Source organism: Pantoea anthophila, from assembly GCF_026104315.1.
Taxonomy (GTDB): Bacteria; Pseudomonadota; Gammaproteobacteria; order Enterobacterales; family Enterobacteriaceae; genus Pantoea; species Pantoea anthophila.
In genome coordinates this window covers 1,502,729-1,521,216 of sequence record NZ_CP110473.1, presented here as the reverse complement: position 1 = coordinate 1,521,216, position 18,488 = coordinate 1,502,729, and the positions used below count along the sequence as shown (strand labels likewise).

Below are 18,488 nucleotides of genomic sequence, written 5' to 3'. Positions count from 1 at the left end.
AAAACGGTGTTGTTAATCCGCAACGGCGGCTGAAATGCTGGAATGAATAACCTTATTTTTACCATGGATGTTTGACGGTGCTGCGCAGGAACTGAAAATCGGGTTTCAGGGATTTATAAGTTACGACAGGGATGAGAAGTGCGCATTGAAGAAGATATTTATCTCGAAAACTACGAAATCAGGCGAAAAAGATTCATTTATGATCGGCGTATTCATCACAGTTATGCGTTTGTTGTTGGCAATAATAATTACACCGTCATCGTGGGTAAGTTGATGGATGAACCGACCTTTACCCGCATTGGATACCGGATGCCACCAGGGATCTCCTTTCCGGTTAACGGACTGGCTGAAGTTTGTTTTGACGTCTTTGATGGTATGGAATGCCTGGGTGATTTCCGCCATATCAGCTTTTCAGAATTAGGCAGTGCTGTCGTTATCAAACGCGTATTCCTGGCATTAATGGCACACCATGAAAGCTTTTTTGTGGGCGGTTTTGTTTTCCAGGCTGCATCAGGAGAGATCGTTGACCGCAATCGTCCGACACCCCTTGAGGAGATCTACGACGCTTTGCTTGGGTTAAAAAATGAACTGCGCTACAATCGCCGGACCGGGTTGCCGAAGAAAGCGCCGCAACCTTTAATCCCGGACTATTTTCAGGTTTATAAAACAGTGACTACAGGGAGAGCTTGCTATGTCGTTTTACGATAAACACAATGGCATCACAGATGCGGCTGATGCCGAGAACAGGGAGTTAAGGGCACTTTTGATTGCTGAATGGCTGGACAGGCCCGATCTACCCGCCATTAAGGCCCAGTTAGCTCAGGCGAGAAAACGTTCCTCATCTGCCCTGTTGCGCCGTAAGCTAAAAGAACTGAACGCGCGCGAAAGGCAGGAAGCTAACATCCCCGATTAGCGCTTAAAGGCCCATATACGGGCCTTTCCTGTTTTTAAATCGCTTCTGGTTTAACCGCGGCGGCTTCATGCCACCTGCAACTCACTGCGATTCCGGAAAATCGGTCTCCACCGATGTCTGTTTCCACGCCTCAATTTCCGCCAGCCGCTCTTTGAGTTTGCTGGTCACGGCGTCATGGCCCCAGGCTCCCATCACCAGATGCCGGGGCGGATGATCATGTTCAGTAATTGCGATCATCGCTGCGGCGGCGCGCGCCGGATCGCCCTTCTGCGTGCCGCTGTAGTCGGCGGTGGCTTTCATTCGCGCGGCGGCGGTCTCTGCATAGTCCGGCAGCGTGCTTGGCGTCTGATGCAGCGAGCGTCCGGCCCAGTCGGTGCGGAACGGGCCTGGCTCGACGCAGGTGACATGAATGCCCAGCGGCCCGGCCTCCTGGGCCAGCGCATCGGACCAGCCCTCCACCGCATGTTTGCTGGCGGCGTAATAGCCTGAGCTGGCAAAGCCGATCAATCCGGCCACCGAGGTAATGTTGATAACGTGACCCCTGCGCGCCTGGCGCATCGCGGGCAGCACGGCGCGCGTCAGGGCAAACAGACCGAAGACGTTAGCGTCAAACTGGGCGCGGATTTCGCTCTCCACCCCCTCTTCAATCGAACTCTGATAGCCGTAACCGGCGTTGTTCACCAGCACGTCAATCGTTCCGAACGCACCGATGGCCGCCTGCACCGCCTGATCGATACTCGCCTGCTGCGTGACATCCAGCGCGACCGCCAGCGCATTATCATGACCTTCCACCAGATCGGCCACGGCCGACAGGTTCCGGGCCGTCACCACCACGTTAAAACCCCGCGCGATAGTCTGCTGCGCCAGTTCCCGACCAAAACCGGTCGAGCATCCCGATATAAACCAGACTGGGCCTGATTGAGCCGCCATACTAGGACTCCTGTTGCGTTTGATGAAGCGATAAGACCCGGATACGAACGTATCCGGGGAGAGACAGATAAGGCTAGCGAGGCGCCATCGCCTGGCTTAGCCCTTCGTGCTTTTATGGAACAGCTGGCTGGCGGTGTCGCTGATGATCTGCGCTGCGCCGCGATCGCCCTTCGCCATGGAGGCCATAAAGGCTTTTGCCTGTTTAAAGGTGATATGCGGCGGTAGCGGCGCCACTTCCGGATCGGTTTTCACCTCCAGCAGCACCGGGCGATCGGCGCTGAGCGCCTGCTGCCAGGCCCCCACGAGGTCGTCAGGGTTATCCACAAAAATCCCGACCATGCCCAGCGAGCGGGCAAATTCCGCGTACTTCACGTCCGGCACCTGCTGCGAGGCGTCAAAGCGGGGGTTGCCCTCCATCACGCGCTGCTCCCAGGTCACCTGATTGAGATCTTCGTTGTTAAACACGCAGACGATCAGGCGCGGATCGGCCCACTGTTGCCAGTATTTCTGGATGGTGATCAGTTCAGCCATGTTGTTCATCTGCATGGCGCCGTCACCCACCAGCGCCACTACCGGTTTATCCGGGTGCGCAAATTTCGCTGCAATGGCGTAAGGCACCGCTGCGCCCATGCAGGCCAGCCCGCCGGAGAGCGAGGCCCGCTGCCCCTGTTTGACGCGATAGTCGCGGGCAAACCAGTTGGCACAGGAACCGGAGTCAGAGGTAACAATGGCGTTGTCCGGCAGCTGCGGGGACATCTCCCACACCACCCGCTGCGGATTGACCGGGTTCGCCGGTGCCATCGCGCGCTCCTCCATCAGCGTCCACCAGTCACGCACCTGAACCGCAATCCCTTCCTGCCAGCTGCGATCCTCTTTGTGCTCCAGCAGCGGCAACAGCGCGCGCAGGGTTTCTGCCGCATCGCCGTGCAGATTCACTTCGCTGGGGTAGCGCAGGCCGAGCATGGCGGGATCGATATCGATCTGCACCGCTCGCGCCTTGCCCTCCTCCGGCAGAAATTCGGTCCAGGGGAAGCCGCTGCCGATCATCAGCAGGGTGTCGCAGTTCTGCATTAAATCGGATGAGGGTTTGGTGCCGAGCAGGCCAATCGAGCCGGTCACAAAGGGCGCATCGTCCGGCAGCACATCTTTGCCCAGCAGCGCTTTTGCCACACCGGCCCCCAGCACATTGGCGACCTGCACCACCTCGACAGCGGCATTGCGTGCGCCTGCCCCGATCAGAATCGCCACTTTTTTACCGGCGTTGAGCACCTCAGCGGCGCGTTGCAGATCCTCCTCATAGGGGATCACTTTCGGCCGCTGATAGCCACTGCCGGAGTGGGTGAAGCCGTGCAGATGCTGCGGCGGCTGCCAGGCTTCATCCTGAATATCTTTCGGCAGGATCACCACCGCCACGCCATTCTGCGCTTTGGCAATCCGCACGCCACGATCAAGCAGGTGACGCACCTGCGCCGGGGTGGCGGCTTCCTGAACGAAGTTCGCCACATCCGAGAAGATGCGGTCCAGGTTCATCTCCTGCTGATAACTGGCCCCGCGCGCGGTCGCTTCCGCCTGTCCGGCAATCGCCAGAACCGGCGCATGATCCATTTTTGCGTCATAGAGCCCGGTCAGCAGATGGGTCGCACCCGGCCCGCCGGTTGAGAGGCAGACGCCCAGCTCACCGGTGAACTTCGCGTGACCGGCCGCCATAAAAGCGGCCATCTCTTCGTGCCGCACCTGAATAAATTCGATGCCGTCCCCTTTGGCGTTCGCGCGCTGAATGGCCCCCAGCACGCCATTAATCCCGTCCCCCGGATAGCCGTAAATGCGGCTCACACCCCACTCTTTCAGGCGCTGGACAAAAAAATCACTGGTTTTCATGCTCATCGTCGCGGTTCCCCTTGTAGTCCATGCAGACTTAAAGCGTAGTCGACGATGCGCCATCGCCGTTAATTGTTCGCCATAGCCGGGTAGCGCTGACGCAAATCACTGAATATCTGTGCCATGTCCGCCGTTTCGCCTGCCTCTGCGACCGCCCGAAAAACCTGGGTTTTCAGGAAGTGACGCCAGCTGACCGGCGCGGCGGCAAGAAAGGTGGTCAGTGACTGATAGCGCTGCGGTGTCCAGCGTTTTTCAAAGCGCTGACGCGCCTCGCCATGCTCAAAATGGTGCGTGACCCGTTGCGGCATGGCAGCACGCAGTTGCTCAGTCGCGACCCGATCCACGCGGTTATTCACCACCACCACGCCATACTGCGCCCTGGCGGCGTCGAGGCTGAGGTAACCGCAGCGCACATCCTGCAGGACCGCCTCCGCATCGCGCTGTGACGGCAGCCCGTAGCCCCCGGCACCCGGCCCGCGGACTTCGACCACGTCCCCCGGCTGGCAGTGGATCACATCGGTGTTGCCGTGCCGGATGACCTCGCCGTTGCGCCGGGTCTGGAAGTGGGAGAGCGCCCCGCTCTGTCCGCCCACCACGCCCGCCGAGGCGAAGACCGAGCGGTTGCGGTTGCGCGCGGTAATCGTGGTGTTGGGCGAGAAGATCTCGAACGCCATCTCTGTCGCCAGGCCGCCGCGATAGAGACCCGCCCCGGCGCTGTCCTGCGCCAGGCCGTAGCGGTGAAAACGGATGGGGACTTCCGCCTCGTTAATCTCAATCGGGGTGTTTTTCAGGAAGGCGGAAAGACCGCCGGAGCCGTCAGGGCCATCGTGACGCGGGGTGCCGCCTGCACCGCCGCCCACCGGGCCCAGCGAAGCCACCACGCTGCGGTTGTGCGTCTGGGTGCGGATATTCATGATCGAGTTGCCGCCGGGCGAGTTGGCGGGCAGACGTTCGGGCATCGCCAGTGAGAAGACGCCGACGGTGGCAATCTGCGACAGCGCACAGGTCAGCGAGCGCATGCCTACCGCAGCGGGCGCCTCGCAGTTCATGACCGTGCCCGGCGGCAGAATGGCGCGCGTAGGCCGCAGCGTGCCCGCGTTAAGCAACAGGGAGCGATCCAGCGTGGAGAGCACATAGGTGACGCCAACCAGCGCCAGCGGATGTCGCTCCCGTCCGCCCGTGGGCATGTTCAGCGACGAGGCCAGCTGCGGGTCGCTGCCGGTGTAATCCAGCTCCAGCCGATCGCCCTGCACCCGCAGCGTGACGGCGATGCGGCAGGGATAGCCACCCTCGCCATCCTCATCGGCGTAGTCGGCATAAAAGTATTCACCGTCGGGAATGGTCGCGATGATGGTGCGCGCCTGCGCCTCGGCGTAATCCAGAATGCCTTCAATGCCCTGCAGGAAATCGTCGATGCCAAAGCGGGCAATAATGTCGTGAATTTTCCGCTCGCCCACGTTGACCGAGGCCAGCTGCGCCTTGAAGTCACCCCAGTTCTGGTCCGGCACCCGCACGTTGAGCCGCATGATGCTGGCGACCTCTTCGTTGAGCTGACCCTGTCGCATGATCTTCAGCGGCGGGATGCGAATCCCCTCCTGCACAATGTCGGTCAGCGAACGCGACAGCGAGGCGGGCACGGCCCCGCCGACATCGGTGTTGTGAATATGTCCCACCACGAAACAGACAATCTCGCCCTGGTGGAACACCGGTTTCCAGATGTGGATGTCGGGGGAGTGGGTCGCGACGTTTCCGGCGTAGGCGTCGTTGGTAATGCAGATGTCCCCCTCGGCGTACTCCTCTATCAGCGCCAGCACCGGCGCATAGTCGATGCCGCTGTACCAGGGCGCACCAAAACTGCGGGGTGAGGCAAACGCCAGCCCGCTGCGGCTGACGATCTGGCAGGAGAAATCTTCCGTCTCCTTAACGAAGGTGGAGTGCGCAGTGCGCATCAGCGTAAAGGCCATCGCATCGGCGGCGGCAGCGCAGTAGTTCGCCAGGATCTGTAAGTTACGTCCGTCAATCGCCATGTTATGCCTCGTTCGCCGTAATCAGCAGGTTGCCAAAAGTGTCGACCGTGACGCCCATGCCGGGCGGCACACAGGTGGTGCAGTCATCCTGAGCAATGATGGCCGGGCCGCTGAGCTGATGGCCGGCGCGCAGCCCGGATCGCAGCACCAGATCAACCTGATGCCAGGCCCCGTCAATCCACGCTTCCGTCTGCTTCAGCACCGGCACCGGTTCCGTCGCCGGGGCCAGCGGGGCAATAACCGGTTTCGGCGTCGGTGAGGTGATCACCAGCCGCAGGTTAATCAGCTGCACCGGGGCCTGCGGATCACAGTGACCAAACAACTGCTGATGCTGGCGATCGAAAGCGTCATGCAGCGCCGTAAAATCGGCCTGCGTCAGCCAGCCTGGCTCCAGCGCCACGTCGATCTCAAACGACTGTCCCTGATAGCGCATATCGGCGCTGAACTGCAGGCTGTAAGGCATCGCGCTGCCGTGCTCCTCAGCCAGCCAGTCGCAGGCGCGCTGCTGCAATGCCTGCGCTTCCGTGGCCAGGGTGTCGGCCAGGGCGGGAGTCAGATCGCTGTAGAGGGTGCGGATAAAGTCATTACGGATGTCAGCCACCAGCCCGCCCAGCGCCGACAGCACCCCGGGCGTCGGTGGCACAATCACCCCTTTCAGGTTGAGTTCACGGGCCAGGAAACAGCCCATCATCGGCCCGGCACCGCCAAAGGCGAGGAACCAGAATTCCCGCGGATCGAGGCCGAACCGTGACAGCAGGCCGCTGGTGTCGCTGTACATACCGGAGATGGCCAGCTCAATGGCGTTTTGCGCGGTCTCCTGAACCGTCAGACCGAGGGCATCGGCCAGCGGCTGCCAGGCGGCACAGGCGGCCGCGACATCGACGGCGACAGCGTTGTAGCCCAGCGCGCCGTGCCCCATCATGCCGCAGGCGGCAAAGGCGTCGGTGGCGGTCGGCTGCGTGCCGCCGCGCCCGAAGCAGACCGGGCCAGGCAGCGAGCCGGCACTGTCCGGGCCCATCTGCAGCACGCCCTGCCCGTCAATCCACGCCAGCGAGCCGCCGCCCTGGCCTACCGAGGTAACGGCAACGGAGGGAATGTAAATCGGGAAGTCCCCGATGATTTCACCGTTGCCCTGCGCCACGTTGCCGTCGATGATCACCGCCACGTCAGCACTGGTGCCGCCGATATCGAGGCTGAGAATTTTGCCGAACCCACAGGCGCTGGCGAGATAGCTGGCCCCGATGACCCCGGATGCGGTGCCGGAGAGAACCATCTGCACACATTCACGTTTCGCCTGGTCGACGCCCATGACGCCACCGTTCGATTTGGTGATGCGCGGCGGCGGCTGCACGCCGAGCCGCTGTAGCGCCTGCTCAAAGGATTCAAGGTAGTGGATCACCATCGGCTGCACGTAGGCGTTGATGGTCGCGGTAATGGTGCGTTCATATTCGCGGATAATGGGCCAGATGTCGGCAGAACAGGAGGTCAGCAGCTCGGGTGCCTCCGCATTGATAATCGCTTTCACGGCCGCTTCATTGTGCCGGTTGCGATAGCTGTGGAGCAGGGAGACCACGATGCCCTGGCAGCCCGCAGCGCGCGCGTGCGCGATAGCGTCGAGTACGCTCTGGCGGTCCACCGGCTGGAGTACCCTGCCCTGCGCGTCCATGCGTTCACGGATGGCAAAAACCCGGTCGCGCGAGATCAGCGGTGCAGGACGCCGCGAAAAGAGGTCATGGATATGGGGAATTTTCAGCCGGGCCAGCTCCAGCACATCGCAGAAGCCCTCGGTGGCGAACAGCGCCAGCCGCACGCCACGCCGCTGGATCACCGCGTTGATGCCGACCGTGGTGCCGTGGGTAAAGTAGCCAATCTCCGCGGGGTCGATCCCCTGACGCTGCTGAAACTGCGCCAGCCCGGTGGTGATTTCACTGCCGGGCTGATCCGGGCGCGACAGGACTTTCAGGGTATGAATCTGGTTCGTTTGCTGATCGAGCACGGCAAAATCGGTAAAGGATCCGCCAATATCCACGCCAACGCGGTATCGCATCTCGGGTTAACTCCTGAGTCAGGGAGGGGGAAATTCCATCAGCGTCCCGGGGTGTTGCACCACACGCCAGCCGAGACGCTGGTAGACCTGATGCGCATCCTGGGTCGACAGCATCCAGCGATGCACCGTTTGCAGCTCCGGATGATCACGGACGCAGGTCGCCAGCCAGCTGCCCAGTCCGTGTCCACGCCAGTTTTCGTCAATGATGACGTCGCACAGCCAGCCAAAGCGGGTGTAATCGGTGATAAGACGGGCGAAGCCAATCTGCGCCTGCTGGTGATAGAGGCCAAACGGCAGCGAACCGGCGATCGCCCGCAGGGTTTTCTCGCGCGGCTGGCCCTGTGCCCAGTAGGACTTCTCCGCCAGCTGGTGGTGTATCCACGCCAGGTCGAGCCGCTGACGGTCGGTGGAGACGGTGAACGCATCGCGCTGCCACTGCTGGTCAGCAATCAGTAATGAGCTCATAACAACTCCTGATAACGGTTAAAAACAGTCTAAGGGGGTTCGCTGATCGGGTGAGGCTGAAGCGCGCCCTGAAACCGGATGCAGCGACTGAATTTTGCGCCGGGAAGAAATTTTATGCTGAGGGGAGTCAGGCCGATGCATGATGCAGAGTGAACGGGCGGGTAAGGGAAAAATCAGGGTAAAGCGTGCAGGTCTGCACATCTCCCGGAGCGCGGTCTGCGCCGGGTGCGGTGAATGGAGATAGTGACCCTCTGCCGTAAAAAGCGCAGAGGATCGGCCCCCGGCTCTGGTCACTACGCCCCGAGTTCGACAGAATTCTGCTTGTCGATAAGTGAACGCAACGGCACGCTGCTTTTCATGATGGGCGATTTGATCACGATATAACTGAAATATTTGTCGATGCCGATCTGCGCATCCAGCATCTTCTCAATCACTTCCTGGTAATGTTCAATGCTGCGGGTAATAAAGCGCAGCAGATAGTCGTAGCCGCCGGTGATCAGATGGCACTCCATCAGCTCATCGACACTGCGCATCGCCGTTTCAAACTTCATAAAATCTTCGCGACGATGGCCCGACAGCGTGACTTCGGTAAAGACCGTCACAGAATCGGTAATGCGGGTGAGATTGATGTGGGCTTCATAACCGGTAATAAAACCAGCCTGTTCCAGACGTTTGACCCGTTGCAGACAGGGGCTGGGGGAAAGGCCTACTGCGTCGGCGAGGTTAACGTTGCTGATACGGCCATCTTTCTGGAGTTGCACCAGAATGTTGATGTCGATGCGGTCGAGTTTCATTAAGCCGTTCATAGCACCCCTCATTGTCAGAGCCTGGCCCATCAGGCGTCAGTATTGCAGGCTGGCAATAACCTGGCCTGACGGGCCAGGCGCTTAAGCAAATGTTCAGAACCTCCGGAAGATATATCACGCTTTACGGTAAATGCGCCAGCGCTTCGCAGTGGTTATACCAGCAGGAGGTTTTTAAATTACTTCAATAAAATCAATGAGGAATCGCAGTTTAACCCAGACGGCCTGTGGCACGCGCCAGCGCAATATCGAAGATATGCAGCGCCTCTTCCAGCTGGGAGTCGGTCGTCACCAGCGGGGCCAGAAAACGGATCGTATTACGGTGCAGACCACACTTGATCAGCAGCAGTCCTTCCTGACAGGCGCTGTCGAGGATCTTCTGCGTCAGGGCCGCATCCGGGCGACCGGTTTCGAAATCGAGGATTTCCACCGCCTGCATAAAGCCCACGCCGCGCACATCACCGATGCAGGCATATTTATCCGCCAGCTGCCGCAGCCGGGCATTGAGCTGTTCACCGAGCTGGCAGGAACGCTGTAGCAGGTTCTCCTGCTCAAACAGATCCAGCACCGCCAGCGCCGCCGCACACCCCAGTGCATTGCCGCCGTAGGTGCCGCCCAGTCCGCCCGGCGCTGGCGCGTCCATGATCTCCGCCCGTCCCACCACACCGGAAATCGGCAGGCCGCCGCCCAGGCTTTTCGCCAGCGTGATCAAATCCGGTTTAATGCCCAGCTGCTGGAACGCGAACATGGTGCCGGTTCGCCCGAAGCCGGACTGCACTTCATCACAAATCAGCAGAATGCCGTGCTGGCTGGTAATGCGGCGCAGCGCCTGCATAAAGGCCGGGCCTGCAGGCAAGAAGCCCCCGTCGCCCTGCACCGGCTCGATAATGATCGCTGCCACCCGCTCAGGCAGGATCTGCACTGCGAACAGCTGCTCCAGCGCCTTGAGGCAATCCGCCTCCGTAATGCCATGCAGCGGATTGGGGAAAGGCAGCCGGTAAATCTCGCCAGGGAACGGACCAAAGTTCTGTTTATAAGGGGCGGACATGCCGGTCAGGGTGACACCCAGCAGCGTGCGGCCATGAAATGCACCGTCAAAGGCGATGATGCCGGGGCGCTGCGTGTGGGCGCGGGCAATCTTCACCGCGTTTTCTACCGCTTCGGCGCCGCTGGTGAAAAAGACGCTCTTGTAGGCTTCGTCTCCGCCTACCAGCCGGTTCAGCCGCTCCGCTAACGCGATATAGCCCGGATAAGCCACCACCTGAAAACAGGCGTGCGAGACCAGACCGAGCTGGCGGGTCACGGCGTTGACCACCGCCGGGTGGTTGTGACCGACATTGAGCACGCCGATGCCGCCGACAAAGTCGAGATAGCGATTGCCCTCCACGTCCCATACTTCACTGCCTCTGGCGCGCTCGATCACCAGCGGATGCGCGGTGACGACGCCACGCGGCACGTTCTGCTCACGTGCATCCAGTAACAGGTTGTTATCGGAGTATGCTTGCTGCTCTGCCATGACATTCTGCATTTTAAACCCTCATCCACGTAACGTTCGGTTGGCTCAAGTATCGCAACCTGTTGGTTTCCGACGCTGCCGTAATTCCGCAGGCAGCGGCATTTCCTGTCAAAATCCCGCTGCTTTCAGCAGGGAAATTTCTCTGCCAGCGCCTGACGAATCAGGGTGACAAACACGTTAACGCCATGCGGGATCAGCGCATCGTTAAAGTCGTAGGCGGCGTGATGTAACGGCCTGCAGGGCGCAGACCCCAGCCAGAGATAGGCACCGGGCCGCGCCTGCAGCATAAAGGCGAAATCTTCTGAGGTGAGCGCGGGCTGCGGCGCGGTCTCAGCGGCGATGCCCGCCTGTTTCAGCGCCTGCAGGCAGAACTGCGCCTCATCCGGGCTGTTCAGGGTTGCCGGGTAGTAGCGCAGATAGCGCACCTCAGCATGCAGGCCGTGCGCGGCGGTGACATGTTCCGCCATCTGACGCAGCCGCGCTTCAATCGTCGCCTGTGCCGTCGGGCTGAAGGTGCGCACCGTACCGGTAATGTTCGCCTCCGCCGGGATCATGTTGTGGGAAAAGCCACCCTCCATCCGGGTCACAGTGAGCAGCGCCGTTTCACAGGGGTCGAGCGCGCGTGAGACCAGGGTATTCAGCTGAACCACCAGCTCGCTGGTCGCCAGCAGGGTATCGCGGGTCAGGTGGGGCTGAGCGGCATGGCCTCCCCCGCCAAGCACCCGGATATCGAAGCGGTCTGCCGCCGCCATGATCGGGCCGGGCCGGGTCTGCACCTGACCCAGCGGCAGTTCCGGCCAGTTGTGAATGGCGTAGACCGCCTCACAGGGAAAGCGGCTGAACAGCCCGTCGTCGATCATCGCCTTCGCGCCCGCCAGCCCCTCTTCGGCGGGCTGGAAAATGAAGCAGACGGTGCCGTCAAAACTGACGTCGCGCGCCAGTTTTTCTGCCGCACCCAGCAGCATCACGGTGTGACCGTCGTGGCCGCAGGCGTGACTGACCTGTGTCACGCTGCTCTGCCAGGCGGTGCCGCTCTGATCCTGCATCGGCAGGGCATCCATATCGGCGCGCAGGCCAATCATCCGCTCGCTGTTACCCTTTTTCAGGATGCCGACCACGCCGGTCTGACCGATACCACGATGCACCTCAATTCCCAGCTGTTGCAGAAAGTTCGCCACCCTGTCGCTGGTGCGGTGTTCCTGAAAACCGAGTTCCGGGTGCGCATGCAGTTCGCGGCGCAGTGCCACTAAATGTTCCATCTCAATATCCTCGTGAGCGGTCGACCACACCGTGCAGCGGCTCACCATGCTGATAACGGCGCAGGTTCTCCAGCAGCGCCGCAATGGCGCTCTCATTCTGTGTCTGGCTGGCAATGTGCGGCGTCAGCCACACGGCGGGATGGTGCCAGAAGGGGTGGCCCGGCGGTAACGGCTCCGGGTCGGTGACATCAATCACGGCGGCGCGGAGCTGGCCGCTCGCCAGCGCCTGCAGCAAAGCGTCATGATTAAGCTGCTGACCGCGCCCGGCCTGCACCAGTGCCGCACCCTGCGGCATCTGCGTAAACAGGGTGTGATTAAGCAGACCCTGGGTGGTGTCAGTCAGCGGCAGCAGACAGACCAGAATCTCGCTGTGCGCCAGAAAGTCCGCCAGATCTCCGGCACCGTGCCAGCAGCGCACGCCGGGCACGTGGCGCGGCGTGCGGCTCCAGCCAGCGCAGTCAAAACCCAGTGCGACCAGCTGCTGCAGCGCAGCCTGACCGAGTTCGCCCAGCCCCATCACGCCCACCCGCCGCTGAGCCGCAGGCTTCACCTGATGCGGCTGCCACTGCTGCTGGCGTTGCTGATGAAGATAGCGTGGCATGTCACGATGCAGCCCGAGCACCGCGAAGGTGACATATTCCACCATGCCCTGCGTCAGACCTGGCTCAATCATTCGTATGACCGGCAGATCGGGCGGCAGCGCGCTGAAGTCAAACTGATCGGCGCCGGCGCCGACAGAAAACAGCAGTTTCAGCCGGGGAAACAGCGCCGGAATATCGGCGGGGGGCTGCCAGGCCACCAGCGCCTCAACCTCTGCCGGATCGCCGGTCTCCGGCCAGATATGCAGCTGAATGTCGGGGGCATGCTCCGCCAGCCAGCGCTGCCAGATCCGTCCCCGTTCCGGTTCCGATTTATAGACGATATGCATCAGGCCATCGCCTGGGTCATTAAGCCAAAGGCCTGCATCCCCTGTGGCGTCCAGGGGGTGCCCCGGACCATCGTGGTCGGCGCATCCACCTGATCCAGCCCGAGGGTGTTGAGCCAGCTGGCCAGCGGCAGGCTGGCGTCGGTATCAATGCGCAGAAACTGGCCCTGCAGTGGCTGCATCAGGGTTGCCACCAGCGCCTGTGCCACCGGCAACTCCGCGGCGATCACCGGCCCAATCGCCCAGCCGTGCCCAAAGCGGCGCAGGCTGGCGAACCCCTGAATCTGCTGCTGATCGTCCTGTAACAGCAGGGTCTCACAGTCGCGCAGCAGATGGTCGAACAGCGCCGGACGATGCATGCCGTGCGCCTGCTGATCCAGCTTCACCAGTGCGGCGTGATCCGCCGGGGTCGCCGGTCGCAGATGCAGCCCGGCCGGGATCACCACGTCGGGCAGTGACGCCAGTGCACGGGTCTGGTGCTGGCGGATCTCACCGCAGCTGACAAAGCCGAGCTTTTCATACAGCCCTTTGCCCATTTCGGTGGCGTGCAGCCGCACGTTGCCGCCGGGGACTTTTTCCAGCTGCGCCAGCATCAGCTGTTTGCCGAGGCCCCGCCCCTGCTGCTGATTATCCACAATCACCAGTCCCAGCGTGGCAGCGTGTTCGCCCCAGCGCCAGAGCACGGCGCTGCCAATCACTCTGCCCTGCTCTTCAATCACCGTGCCTTCGCCCAGCTGCAGCGCCAGCTGCCAGTCTTCGCGTCGGTGGGGCCACTTCAGTGCCTGCGTCATGCGGTAGCACTGTTCAATATCATCTGGCGTCATTGCGCGTAGTGTCAGGCTCATTGCGTTCTCCTTACATCATGCCTGGGGTGTCTAATCCGCTGCCGTCAACCAGACGGCTGTAGCGATAAGGGGCAGGGTCGACAATCGGGGTGGCCCCGGTTACCAGATCGGCCGCCAGGCGTCCGGCACCCGGCCCGATGCCAAAACCGTGCGCGCTGTAGCCCGCCGAGAGCACCAGCCCCGGCAGTTTCGCCACGGTGGAGATCACCGGAATGGCGTCCGGCGTGCTGTCGATCATGCCGCCCCACGCCTGGGCCAGCCTGAGATTCGCCAGCGCCGGATATTCGCGGCGCATCGCGGCCAGCCCCTCTTCCACGATTCGGCTGTCTGCCGCCGGATCGAGAATGCGCACCCGCTCAAACGGCGACGGGCGATCAAAGGCCCAGCGCCCCATCGCTTCGGGGCCGTTGAAAAAGGGCGACAGGCCAAGGTTGAGGGTGAGATTCTTGCGGCGGCTTTTAAATGTCGGATAGAACTGGCGCGCATAACGCAGCCCCTGCGCACCCGGCTCCAGCCGTCCGCGCCCCGATACCGAGACGGTATAGCTGCCGTCCATCTGCGGGCGGCAGGCGAAGCCCGGCGTATAGAGCGGCATCGCAATCGCCTGCTCTATCGGCTGCGTGCGGAAAGCCGTGCCGATGACATTGCCCAGCGGCAGATCGATGCCGTGACGACGGCAGAACATGGATGTCCAGGCCCCGGCGGCACAGATCACCCGGCTGGTTTTGATCAGCCCGCGTTCGGTCCAGACGCCGCTGACCTGACCCGCGGCGATATCCAGCCCGCGCACCGCACACTGCTGAAACAGCAGCGCACCTTTTTTCATCGCGCCCGCCACCAGGCCCGGCGCCGCCAGGCGGGGTTCCGCATGGCCGTCCGTTGGCGCAGAGAGGCCGCCCCGCCAGGCGGTGGTACTGCCGGGCGTCATCGCTTTTGCCTGCTCAGCGGTAAGAATCGAGCTGTTGACGCCATACCCCTTAGCCATCTGGATCCACGCATCCCAGGCGGCGATGTCTGACTCTTCCCGCGTGGCGTAAACCAGCCCGCTGCGACGGAATCCCAGCTCTTCGCCGGTTTCCGCGTTCAGCTCCCCCCAGCGTTGCAGGGCATAGATGATCAGCGGCAGCTCCCGCTCATCGCGGTTCTGCTGACGACACCAGCCCCAGTTGCGGCTCGACTGCTCGGCCCCCACCAGGCCCTTTTCGATCAGCACAACCTTAACGCCCTGCTTCGCCAGTTCCCAGGTGGCGGCGGCCCCGGCAATACCGGCGCCAATCACCACCACATCGGCGGCGTCGGGAAAGTCCGTACTGTCCTGTACATAACGAATCGGTGCAGGCATAACAAAACGACCTCTGTTGTAAATGAAAAGGAGCACGCCATGACGCCAGCGGCCACCTACTCTGCTTTTAAAATCTCTTCATGCTCATCCAGCCAGCCCTGACGCAGCTCTGGTACAGCGCGTTTCAGCCGCTCAAAGTAGAGCTCGCTGGTAGGCTTGTCGTAGTCGCTGCGGGCCAGCTGGGTCACGATGCGCCCGCTTTTCATCACCACAATCTCGTCGCACACGGCGCGCACCGCATGCATGTCGTGGCTGATGAAGATTACGGAGAGGCCCAGCTCCCGGCGCAGTTCACTGATGAGGTCGAGTACGGCGGCCGCCACCACGGTATCCAGCGCCGAGGTGACCTCATCACACAGAATCAGATCGGGCTCAGCCGCCAGCGCGCGCGCCAGATTAACGCGCTGCTTCTGGCCGCCCGACAGCGCCCAGGGACGCCGTCCCAGCACGCTGCGCGGCAGCTGCACCAGATCCAGCAGCTGATTGAGCCGCTGCTGACGGGCCGCACCGCTCAGACCATGAAACAGCGTCAGCGGACGCGACAGAATGCGCTCAACGCTGTGAGCCGGATTCAGGGCGGTATCCGCCATCTGGAACACATACTGAATGCGTCGCAGCTCGTTGTCAGGGCGTTTCTGCATATCGCCCGCGATATAGTGACCGTTAAACAGGATGTGACCGTGACTCGGGGCGTTGAGCCCGGCGATGGCGTGCGCCAGCGTGGTTTTGCCCGAGCCGGACTCCCCGATAATGCCAATCGCCTGCCCTTTCCATAGCCTGAGGTTGACGTCTTCCAGGATGCGCACCTTCGGGTGGCCCTCCCTGTCGCGCGGGCCATAACCGGCGCAGAGATCGCGCACTTCCAGCAGCGGCTGAATATCGGCCGCCGCCGGACACCAGCTGCTGGGCCGCTCTTTCTGGCGCGCCGCATCCATCAGCAGGCGGGTGTACTCCGCCTGTGGCGCGCCAATCAGATGTGCGGTCGTGCCATATTCCGCCATTTTGCCGCGCAGCAGCACCAGAATCCGATCGGCCATCTGCGCCACGACGGCCAGATCGTGACTGACGTAAATGGCGGTGACGCCGCGCTGCACCACTACCCGGCGAAAGGCTTTCAGCACCTCGACCTGGGTAGTCACATCCAGTGCGGTGGTGGGTTCATCCAGAATCACCACGTCCGGGTCGCCAATCAGCGCCATCGCCGTCATCAGACGCTGCAGCTGACCGCCTGACACCTGATGCGGATAGCGGTCACCGATGTTCTCCGGATTAGGCAGTGCCAGCTCACGGAACAGGCCAATCGCTTTTTCCCGCGCCGCTTTGCGGGTCAGGGTGCCGTGAATGACTACCGGCTCAATCACCTGATCGAGGATTTTCATGCCCGGATTAAACGACGCGGCGGCGCTCTGAGCGATATAAGCCACTTTATTACCGCGAAAGGCGCGCAGCTGGCCTGGCGTCAGGCTGCTGACGTCGGTGCCGGCGACGTGAATATTGCCCCCGGCAATCCGGCAGCCGCTGCGGGCGTAGCCCATCAGGGCCATCGCGATGGTGGTTTTACCCGAGCCGGACTCGCCAATCAGTGCCAGCACCTCGCCCTTCTGCACGGTAAAGTGAATGTCGGAAACCAGGTCGATCTCTTCGCCGCGATCGGTCTGCGCGGTGACGCGCAGTTTATCGACCGAAATCACCGGCATGGCCGTATGGGGTGTCACGTTCATGCTCCCTCCTTCGCCAGCGTCAGCGGACGCATCGCCTGCAGGCTGTCGATAAACAGGTTGGCGCCAATGGTCAGGCTGGCAATGGCCAGCGCGGGCATCAGCACCGCCGGTGAGCCGTCAAACAGCCCCTGCATGTTTTCACGCACCAGCGTGCCCCAGTCGGCATAGGGTGGCTGCACGCCCAGGCCGAGAAAGCTCAGGCCACTGAGCAGCAGCACGATGTAAACAAAGCGCAGGCCAAAGTCGGTCAGCATCGGGTGCACCATGTTAGGCAATATGTCGTGAATGGCGATATGCCAGCGGCTTTCGCCCCGCAGCCGTGAGGCGCGGACGTAGTCCATGCTGCGCAGCGAACTGGCCATGGCAAAGGCGATACGGAATGCGCCCGGCCAGTAGGTAAAGACCGCCGTCAGGATCAGCATCGGCAGCGACGAGCCAAAGACGGCGACGATCATCAGCGACAGCACTTTTCCCGGCAGCACCAGCAGCGCATCGTTGATACGGCCCAGTAACTCCTCCAGCCAGCGTCCCGTGACCGCCGCCAGCAGCGCCAGCAGCGTGCCGACCAGGCTGGCCAGCAACGCCGCGCTCAGCGCCAGGCCGATTGAGAACTTCGCGCCATAGAGAATGCGGCTCAGCATGTCGCGGCCAAGATAGTCGGTGCCCAGCAGGTTGTCCGCCGTCAGCCCGCCCATCAGCGGCCCGCCGCCGATATCGTCGATGCTGTGCGGGGCCAGCGCGGTGCCGAACAGCGCCATCAGCAGCCAGAACAGGGAGATCAGCAGTCCCATCCGGCCAGACCAGGAGAGTGACTGTAAGAAACGCCAGGGCAGCAGAAAAGTATTCATGCGCTTCTCCATTTCGGGTTAAAGGCGATAGTCAGGATGTCGGCCAGCAGCAGCAGCACCAGATAGCAGGCGGCGAACAGCATGACGCAGAGCTGCACCACCGGCAGATCGCGGTTGCTGACGGCATCCACCAGCTGACTGGCCAGGCCGGGATAGCTGAAGATGGTTTCGATGATGATCACCCCGCCAAACAGATAGGAGAGGCTGAGTGAAATCGCGTTGGCAATCGGGCCAACCGCGTTAGGCAGGGCGTGACGCAGCACGGCTCTGAGCGGTGACACCCCTTTCAGCCGCGCCATCTCCAGATAGGGGCTGTCGAGCTGATTGATGATCGCCGCCCGCGTCATCCGGGCCATCTGCGCCACCAGCACACAGCAGAGCGTCAGCACCGGCAGCGCATAGGCTTTGAGGTAACTCAGCAGGTCGCTGTCCGGGCTGCCGAACGACATCGCCGACACCCAGTGCAGCCTGACGGCAAAAATCAGCACCGCGACCGTCGCCACCAGAAACTCCGGGACGGCGACCGTCGCCATAGTGCCGATAACCAGCGCCCGATCGAGCCGTGACCCGCGATTCATCGCCGCGATGATGCCGATGAGCAGCGCCAGCGGCACGCAGATCAGCGTGGTAATACCCGCCAGTTCAAACGTCGCCGGAATGCGCTGGGCCACCAGCTGTGCGACCGGCAGATGGCTGGCAAACGAGGTGCCGAAATCGCCCTGCAGCATGCCTGTCAGCCAGTGGACGTAACGCATCAGCAAAGGCTGGTCCAGCCCCAGCTGCTGCCGTAACGCCGCCACCGTCTCCGGCGTGGCGTTCTGCCCGAGGATCATCTGCGCCGCGTCACCCGGCAGCAGGCTGGTGATGAAAAACACCACCGCCGAGACGATAAGCAACGTCAGGATGCCGGCACCGGTTCGCCGGGCAATCAGGAACAGCATATATCGGTTCATCGGCGTTCTCCTTACT

Annotated in this window: 16 protein-coding genes; 2 read left to right on the top strand and 14 right to left on the bottom strand. The window is 61.9% G+C overall.

The window, feature by feature from the left end; translation table 11 throughout:
• The first annotated feature begins 138 nt into the window (after positions 1–138).
• Both OJ965_RS09550 and OJ965_RS09545 read left to right on the top strand, forming a co-directional pair.
• Positions 139–708 (top strand): hypothetical protein, encoded by a 570-nt coding sequence (locus OJ965_RS09550; RefSeq protein WP_265138998.1) that lies wholly within the window; start codon positions 139–141, stop codon positions 706–708.
• The gene (locus OJ965_RS09545; protein WP_009089432.1) at positions 692–913 is read left to right on the top strand and encodes a hypothetical protein; all 222 of its coding nucleotides are present in this window, start codon (positions 692–694) and stop codon (positions 911–913) included. The genes OJ965_RS09550 and OJ965_RS09545 overlap by 17 nt, the downstream gene beginning before the upstream one ends.
• 81 nt (positions 914–994) lie before the next feature.
• Here the strand turns inward: OJ965_RS09545 and OJ965_RS09540 are convergent, their stop codons facing one another.
• From OJ965_RS09540 to OJ965_RS09475, 14 genes are all read right to left on the bottom strand, one after another.
• Positions 995–1,843 carry an oxidoreductase gene (locus OJ965_RS09540; protein ID WP_009089430.1) on the bottom strand — a complete coding sequence of 283 codons (849 nt, stop codon included), beginning with the start codon at positions 1,841–1,843 and terminating at the stop codon, positions 995–997.
• A gap of 96 nt (positions 1,844–1,939) precedes the next feature.
• A complete protein-coding gene (locus tag OJ965_RS09535) occupies positions 1,940–3,727 on the bottom strand; it encodes a thiamine pyrophosphate-requiring protein (protein WP_009089428.1) in 1,788 nt (595 codons plus the stop codon).
• 62 nt (positions 3,728–3,789) lie between these two features.
• Positions 3,790–5,748 (bottom strand): hydantoinase B/oxoprolinase family protein, encoded by a 1,959-nt coding sequence (locus OJ965_RS09530; RefSeq protein WP_265138996.1) that lies wholly within the window; start codon positions 5,746–5,748, stop codon positions 3,790–3,792.
• Between the two features lies 1 nt (position 5,749).
• A complete protein-coding gene (locus tag OJ965_RS09525; RefSeq protein WP_265138994.1) occupies positions 5,750–7,795 on the bottom strand; it encodes a hydantoinase/oxoprolinase family protein in 2,046 nt (681 codons plus the stop codon).
• Between the two features lie 18 nt (positions 7,796–7,813).
• Positions 7,814–8,260, bottom strand: a complete 447-nt coding sequence (locus OJ965_RS09520) for a GNAT family N-acetyltransferase (protein ID WP_009089424.1) — start codon at positions 8,258–8,260, stop codon at positions 7,814–7,816.
• 293 nt (positions 8,261–8,553) lie between these two features.
• Entirely contained in the window at positions 8,554–9,066 is a 513-nt protein-coding gene (locus tag OJ965_RS09515; RefSeq protein ID WP_009089422.1) for an Lrp/AsnC family transcriptional regulator, read from the bottom strand.
• A gap of 208 nt (positions 9,067–9,274) precedes the next feature.
• Positions 9,275–10,591: a 4-aminobutyrate--2-oxoglutarate transaminase gene (gene gabT / locus OJ965_RS09510; protein WP_009089421.1), complete on the bottom strand. Its 1,317-nt coding sequence runs from the start codon at positions 10,589–10,591 to the stop codon at positions 9,275–9,277.
• Positions 10,592–10,704: 113 nt separating this feature from the next.
• Positions 10,705–11,838, bottom strand: coding sequence for a M20 aminoacylase family protein (locus OJ965_RS09505; protein ID WP_009089419.1), 1,134 nt, complete (start codon positions 11,836–11,838; stop codon positions 10,705–10,707).
• 1 nt (position 11,839) lies between these two features.
• On the bottom strand, positions 11,840–12,766 hold the full coding sequence (locus OJ965_RS09500) for a 2-hydroxyacid dehydrogenase (RefSeq protein WP_265138991.1): 927 nt from the start codon (positions 12,764–12,766) through the stop codon (positions 11,840–11,842).
• Positions 12,766–13,608, bottom strand: coding sequence for a GNAT family N-acetyltransferase (locus tag OJ965_RS09495; RefSeq protein ID WP_265138989.1), 843 nt, complete (start codon positions 13,606–13,608; stop codon positions 12,766–12,768). The genes OJ965_RS09500 and OJ965_RS09495 overlap by 1 nt, the downstream gene beginning before the upstream one ends.
• 10 nt (positions 13,609–13,618) lie before the next feature.
• On the bottom strand, positions 13,619–14,950 hold the full coding sequence (locus tag OJ965_RS09490) for an NAD(P)/FAD-dependent oxidoreductase (protein WP_265138987.1): 1,332 nt from the start codon (positions 14,948–14,950) through the stop codon (positions 13,619–13,621).
• Positions 14,951–15,006: 56 nt separating this feature from the next.
• The gene (locus OJ965_RS09485; protein WP_140028939.1) at positions 15,007–16,671 is read right to left on the bottom strand and encodes an ABC transporter ATP-binding protein; all 1,665 of its coding nucleotides are present in this window, start codon (positions 16,669–16,671) and stop codon (positions 15,007–15,009) included.
• Entirely contained in the window at positions 16,668–17,519 is an 852-nt protein-coding gene (locus OJ965_RS09480) for an ABC transporter permease (RefSeq protein WP_265138985.1), read from the bottom strand. The genes OJ965_RS09485 and OJ965_RS09480 overlap by 4 nt, the downstream gene beginning before the upstream one ends.
• Positions 17,516–18,472 carry an ABC transporter permease gene (locus tag OJ965_RS09475; protein ID WP_046102143.1) on the bottom strand — a complete coding sequence of 319 codons (957 nt, stop codon included), beginning with the start codon at positions 18,470–18,472 and terminating at the stop codon, positions 17,516–17,518. The genes OJ965_RS09480 and OJ965_RS09475 overlap by 4 nt, the downstream gene beginning before the upstream one ends.
• Between the last annotated feature and the right edge of the window lie 16 nt (positions 18,473–18,488).

Bases quoted from the DNA above. Each gene is read 5' to 3' on its own strand.
- OJ965_RS09480 (WP_265138985.1), bottom strand. From the start codon at position 17,519: ATGAATACTTTTCTGCTGCCCTGGCGTTTCTTACAGTCACTCTCCTGG.
- OJ965_RS09505 (WP_009089419.1), bottom strand. From the start codon at position 11,838: ATGGAACATTTAGTGGCACTGCGCCGCGAACTGCATGCGCACCCGGAA.
- OJ965_RS09500 (WP_265138991.1), bottom strand. From the start codon at position 12,766: ATGCATATCGTCTATAAATCGGAACCGGAACGGGGACGGATCTGGCAG.
- OJ965_RS09495 (WP_265138989.1), bottom strand. From the start codon at position 13,608: ATGAGCCTGACACTACGCGCAATGACGCCAGATGATATTGAACAGTGC.
- OJ965_RS09485 (WP_140028939.1), bottom strand. From the start codon at position 16,671: ATGAACGTGACACCCCATACGGCCATGCCGGTGATTTCGGTCGATAAA.
- OJ965_RS09535 (WP_009089428.1), bottom strand. From the start codon at position 3,727: ATGAGCATGAAAACCAGTGATTTTTTTGTCCAGCGCCTGAAAGAGTGG.
- gabT (WP_009089421.1), bottom strand. From the start codon at position 10,591: ATGCAGAATGTCATGGCAGAGCAGCAAGCATACTCCGATAACAACCTG.
- OJ965_RS09515 (WP_009089422.1), bottom strand. From the start codon at position 9,066: ATGAACGGCTTAATGAAACTCGACCGCATCGACATCAACATTCTGGTG.
- OJ965_RS09490 (WP_265138987.1), bottom strand. From the start codon at position 14,950: ATGCCTGCACCGATTCGTTATGTACAGGACAGTACGGACTTTCCCGAC.
- OJ965_RS09530 (WP_265138996.1), bottom strand. From the start codon at position 5,748: ATGGCGATTGACGGACGTAACTTACAGATCCTGGCGAACTACTGCGCT.
- OJ965_RS09540 (WP_009089430.1), bottom strand. From the start codon at position 1,843: ATGGCGGCTCAATCAGGCCCAGTCTGGTTTATATCGGGATGCTCGACC.
- OJ965_RS09475 (WP_046102143.1), bottom strand. From the start codon at position 18,472: ATGAACCGATATATGCTGTTCCTGATTGCCCGGCGAACCGGTGCCGGC.
- OJ965_RS09520 (WP_009089424.1), bottom strand. From the start codon at position 8,260: ATGAGCTCATTACTGATTGCTGACCAGCAGTGGCAGCGCGATGCGTTC.
- OJ965_RS09545 (WP_009089432.1), top strand. From the start codon at position 692: ATGTCGTTTTACGATAAACACAATGGCATCACAGATGCGGCTGATGCC.
- OJ965_RS09525 (WP_265138994.1), bottom strand. From the start codon at position 7,795: ATGCGATACCGCGTTGGCGTGGATATTGGCGGATCCTTTACCGATTTT.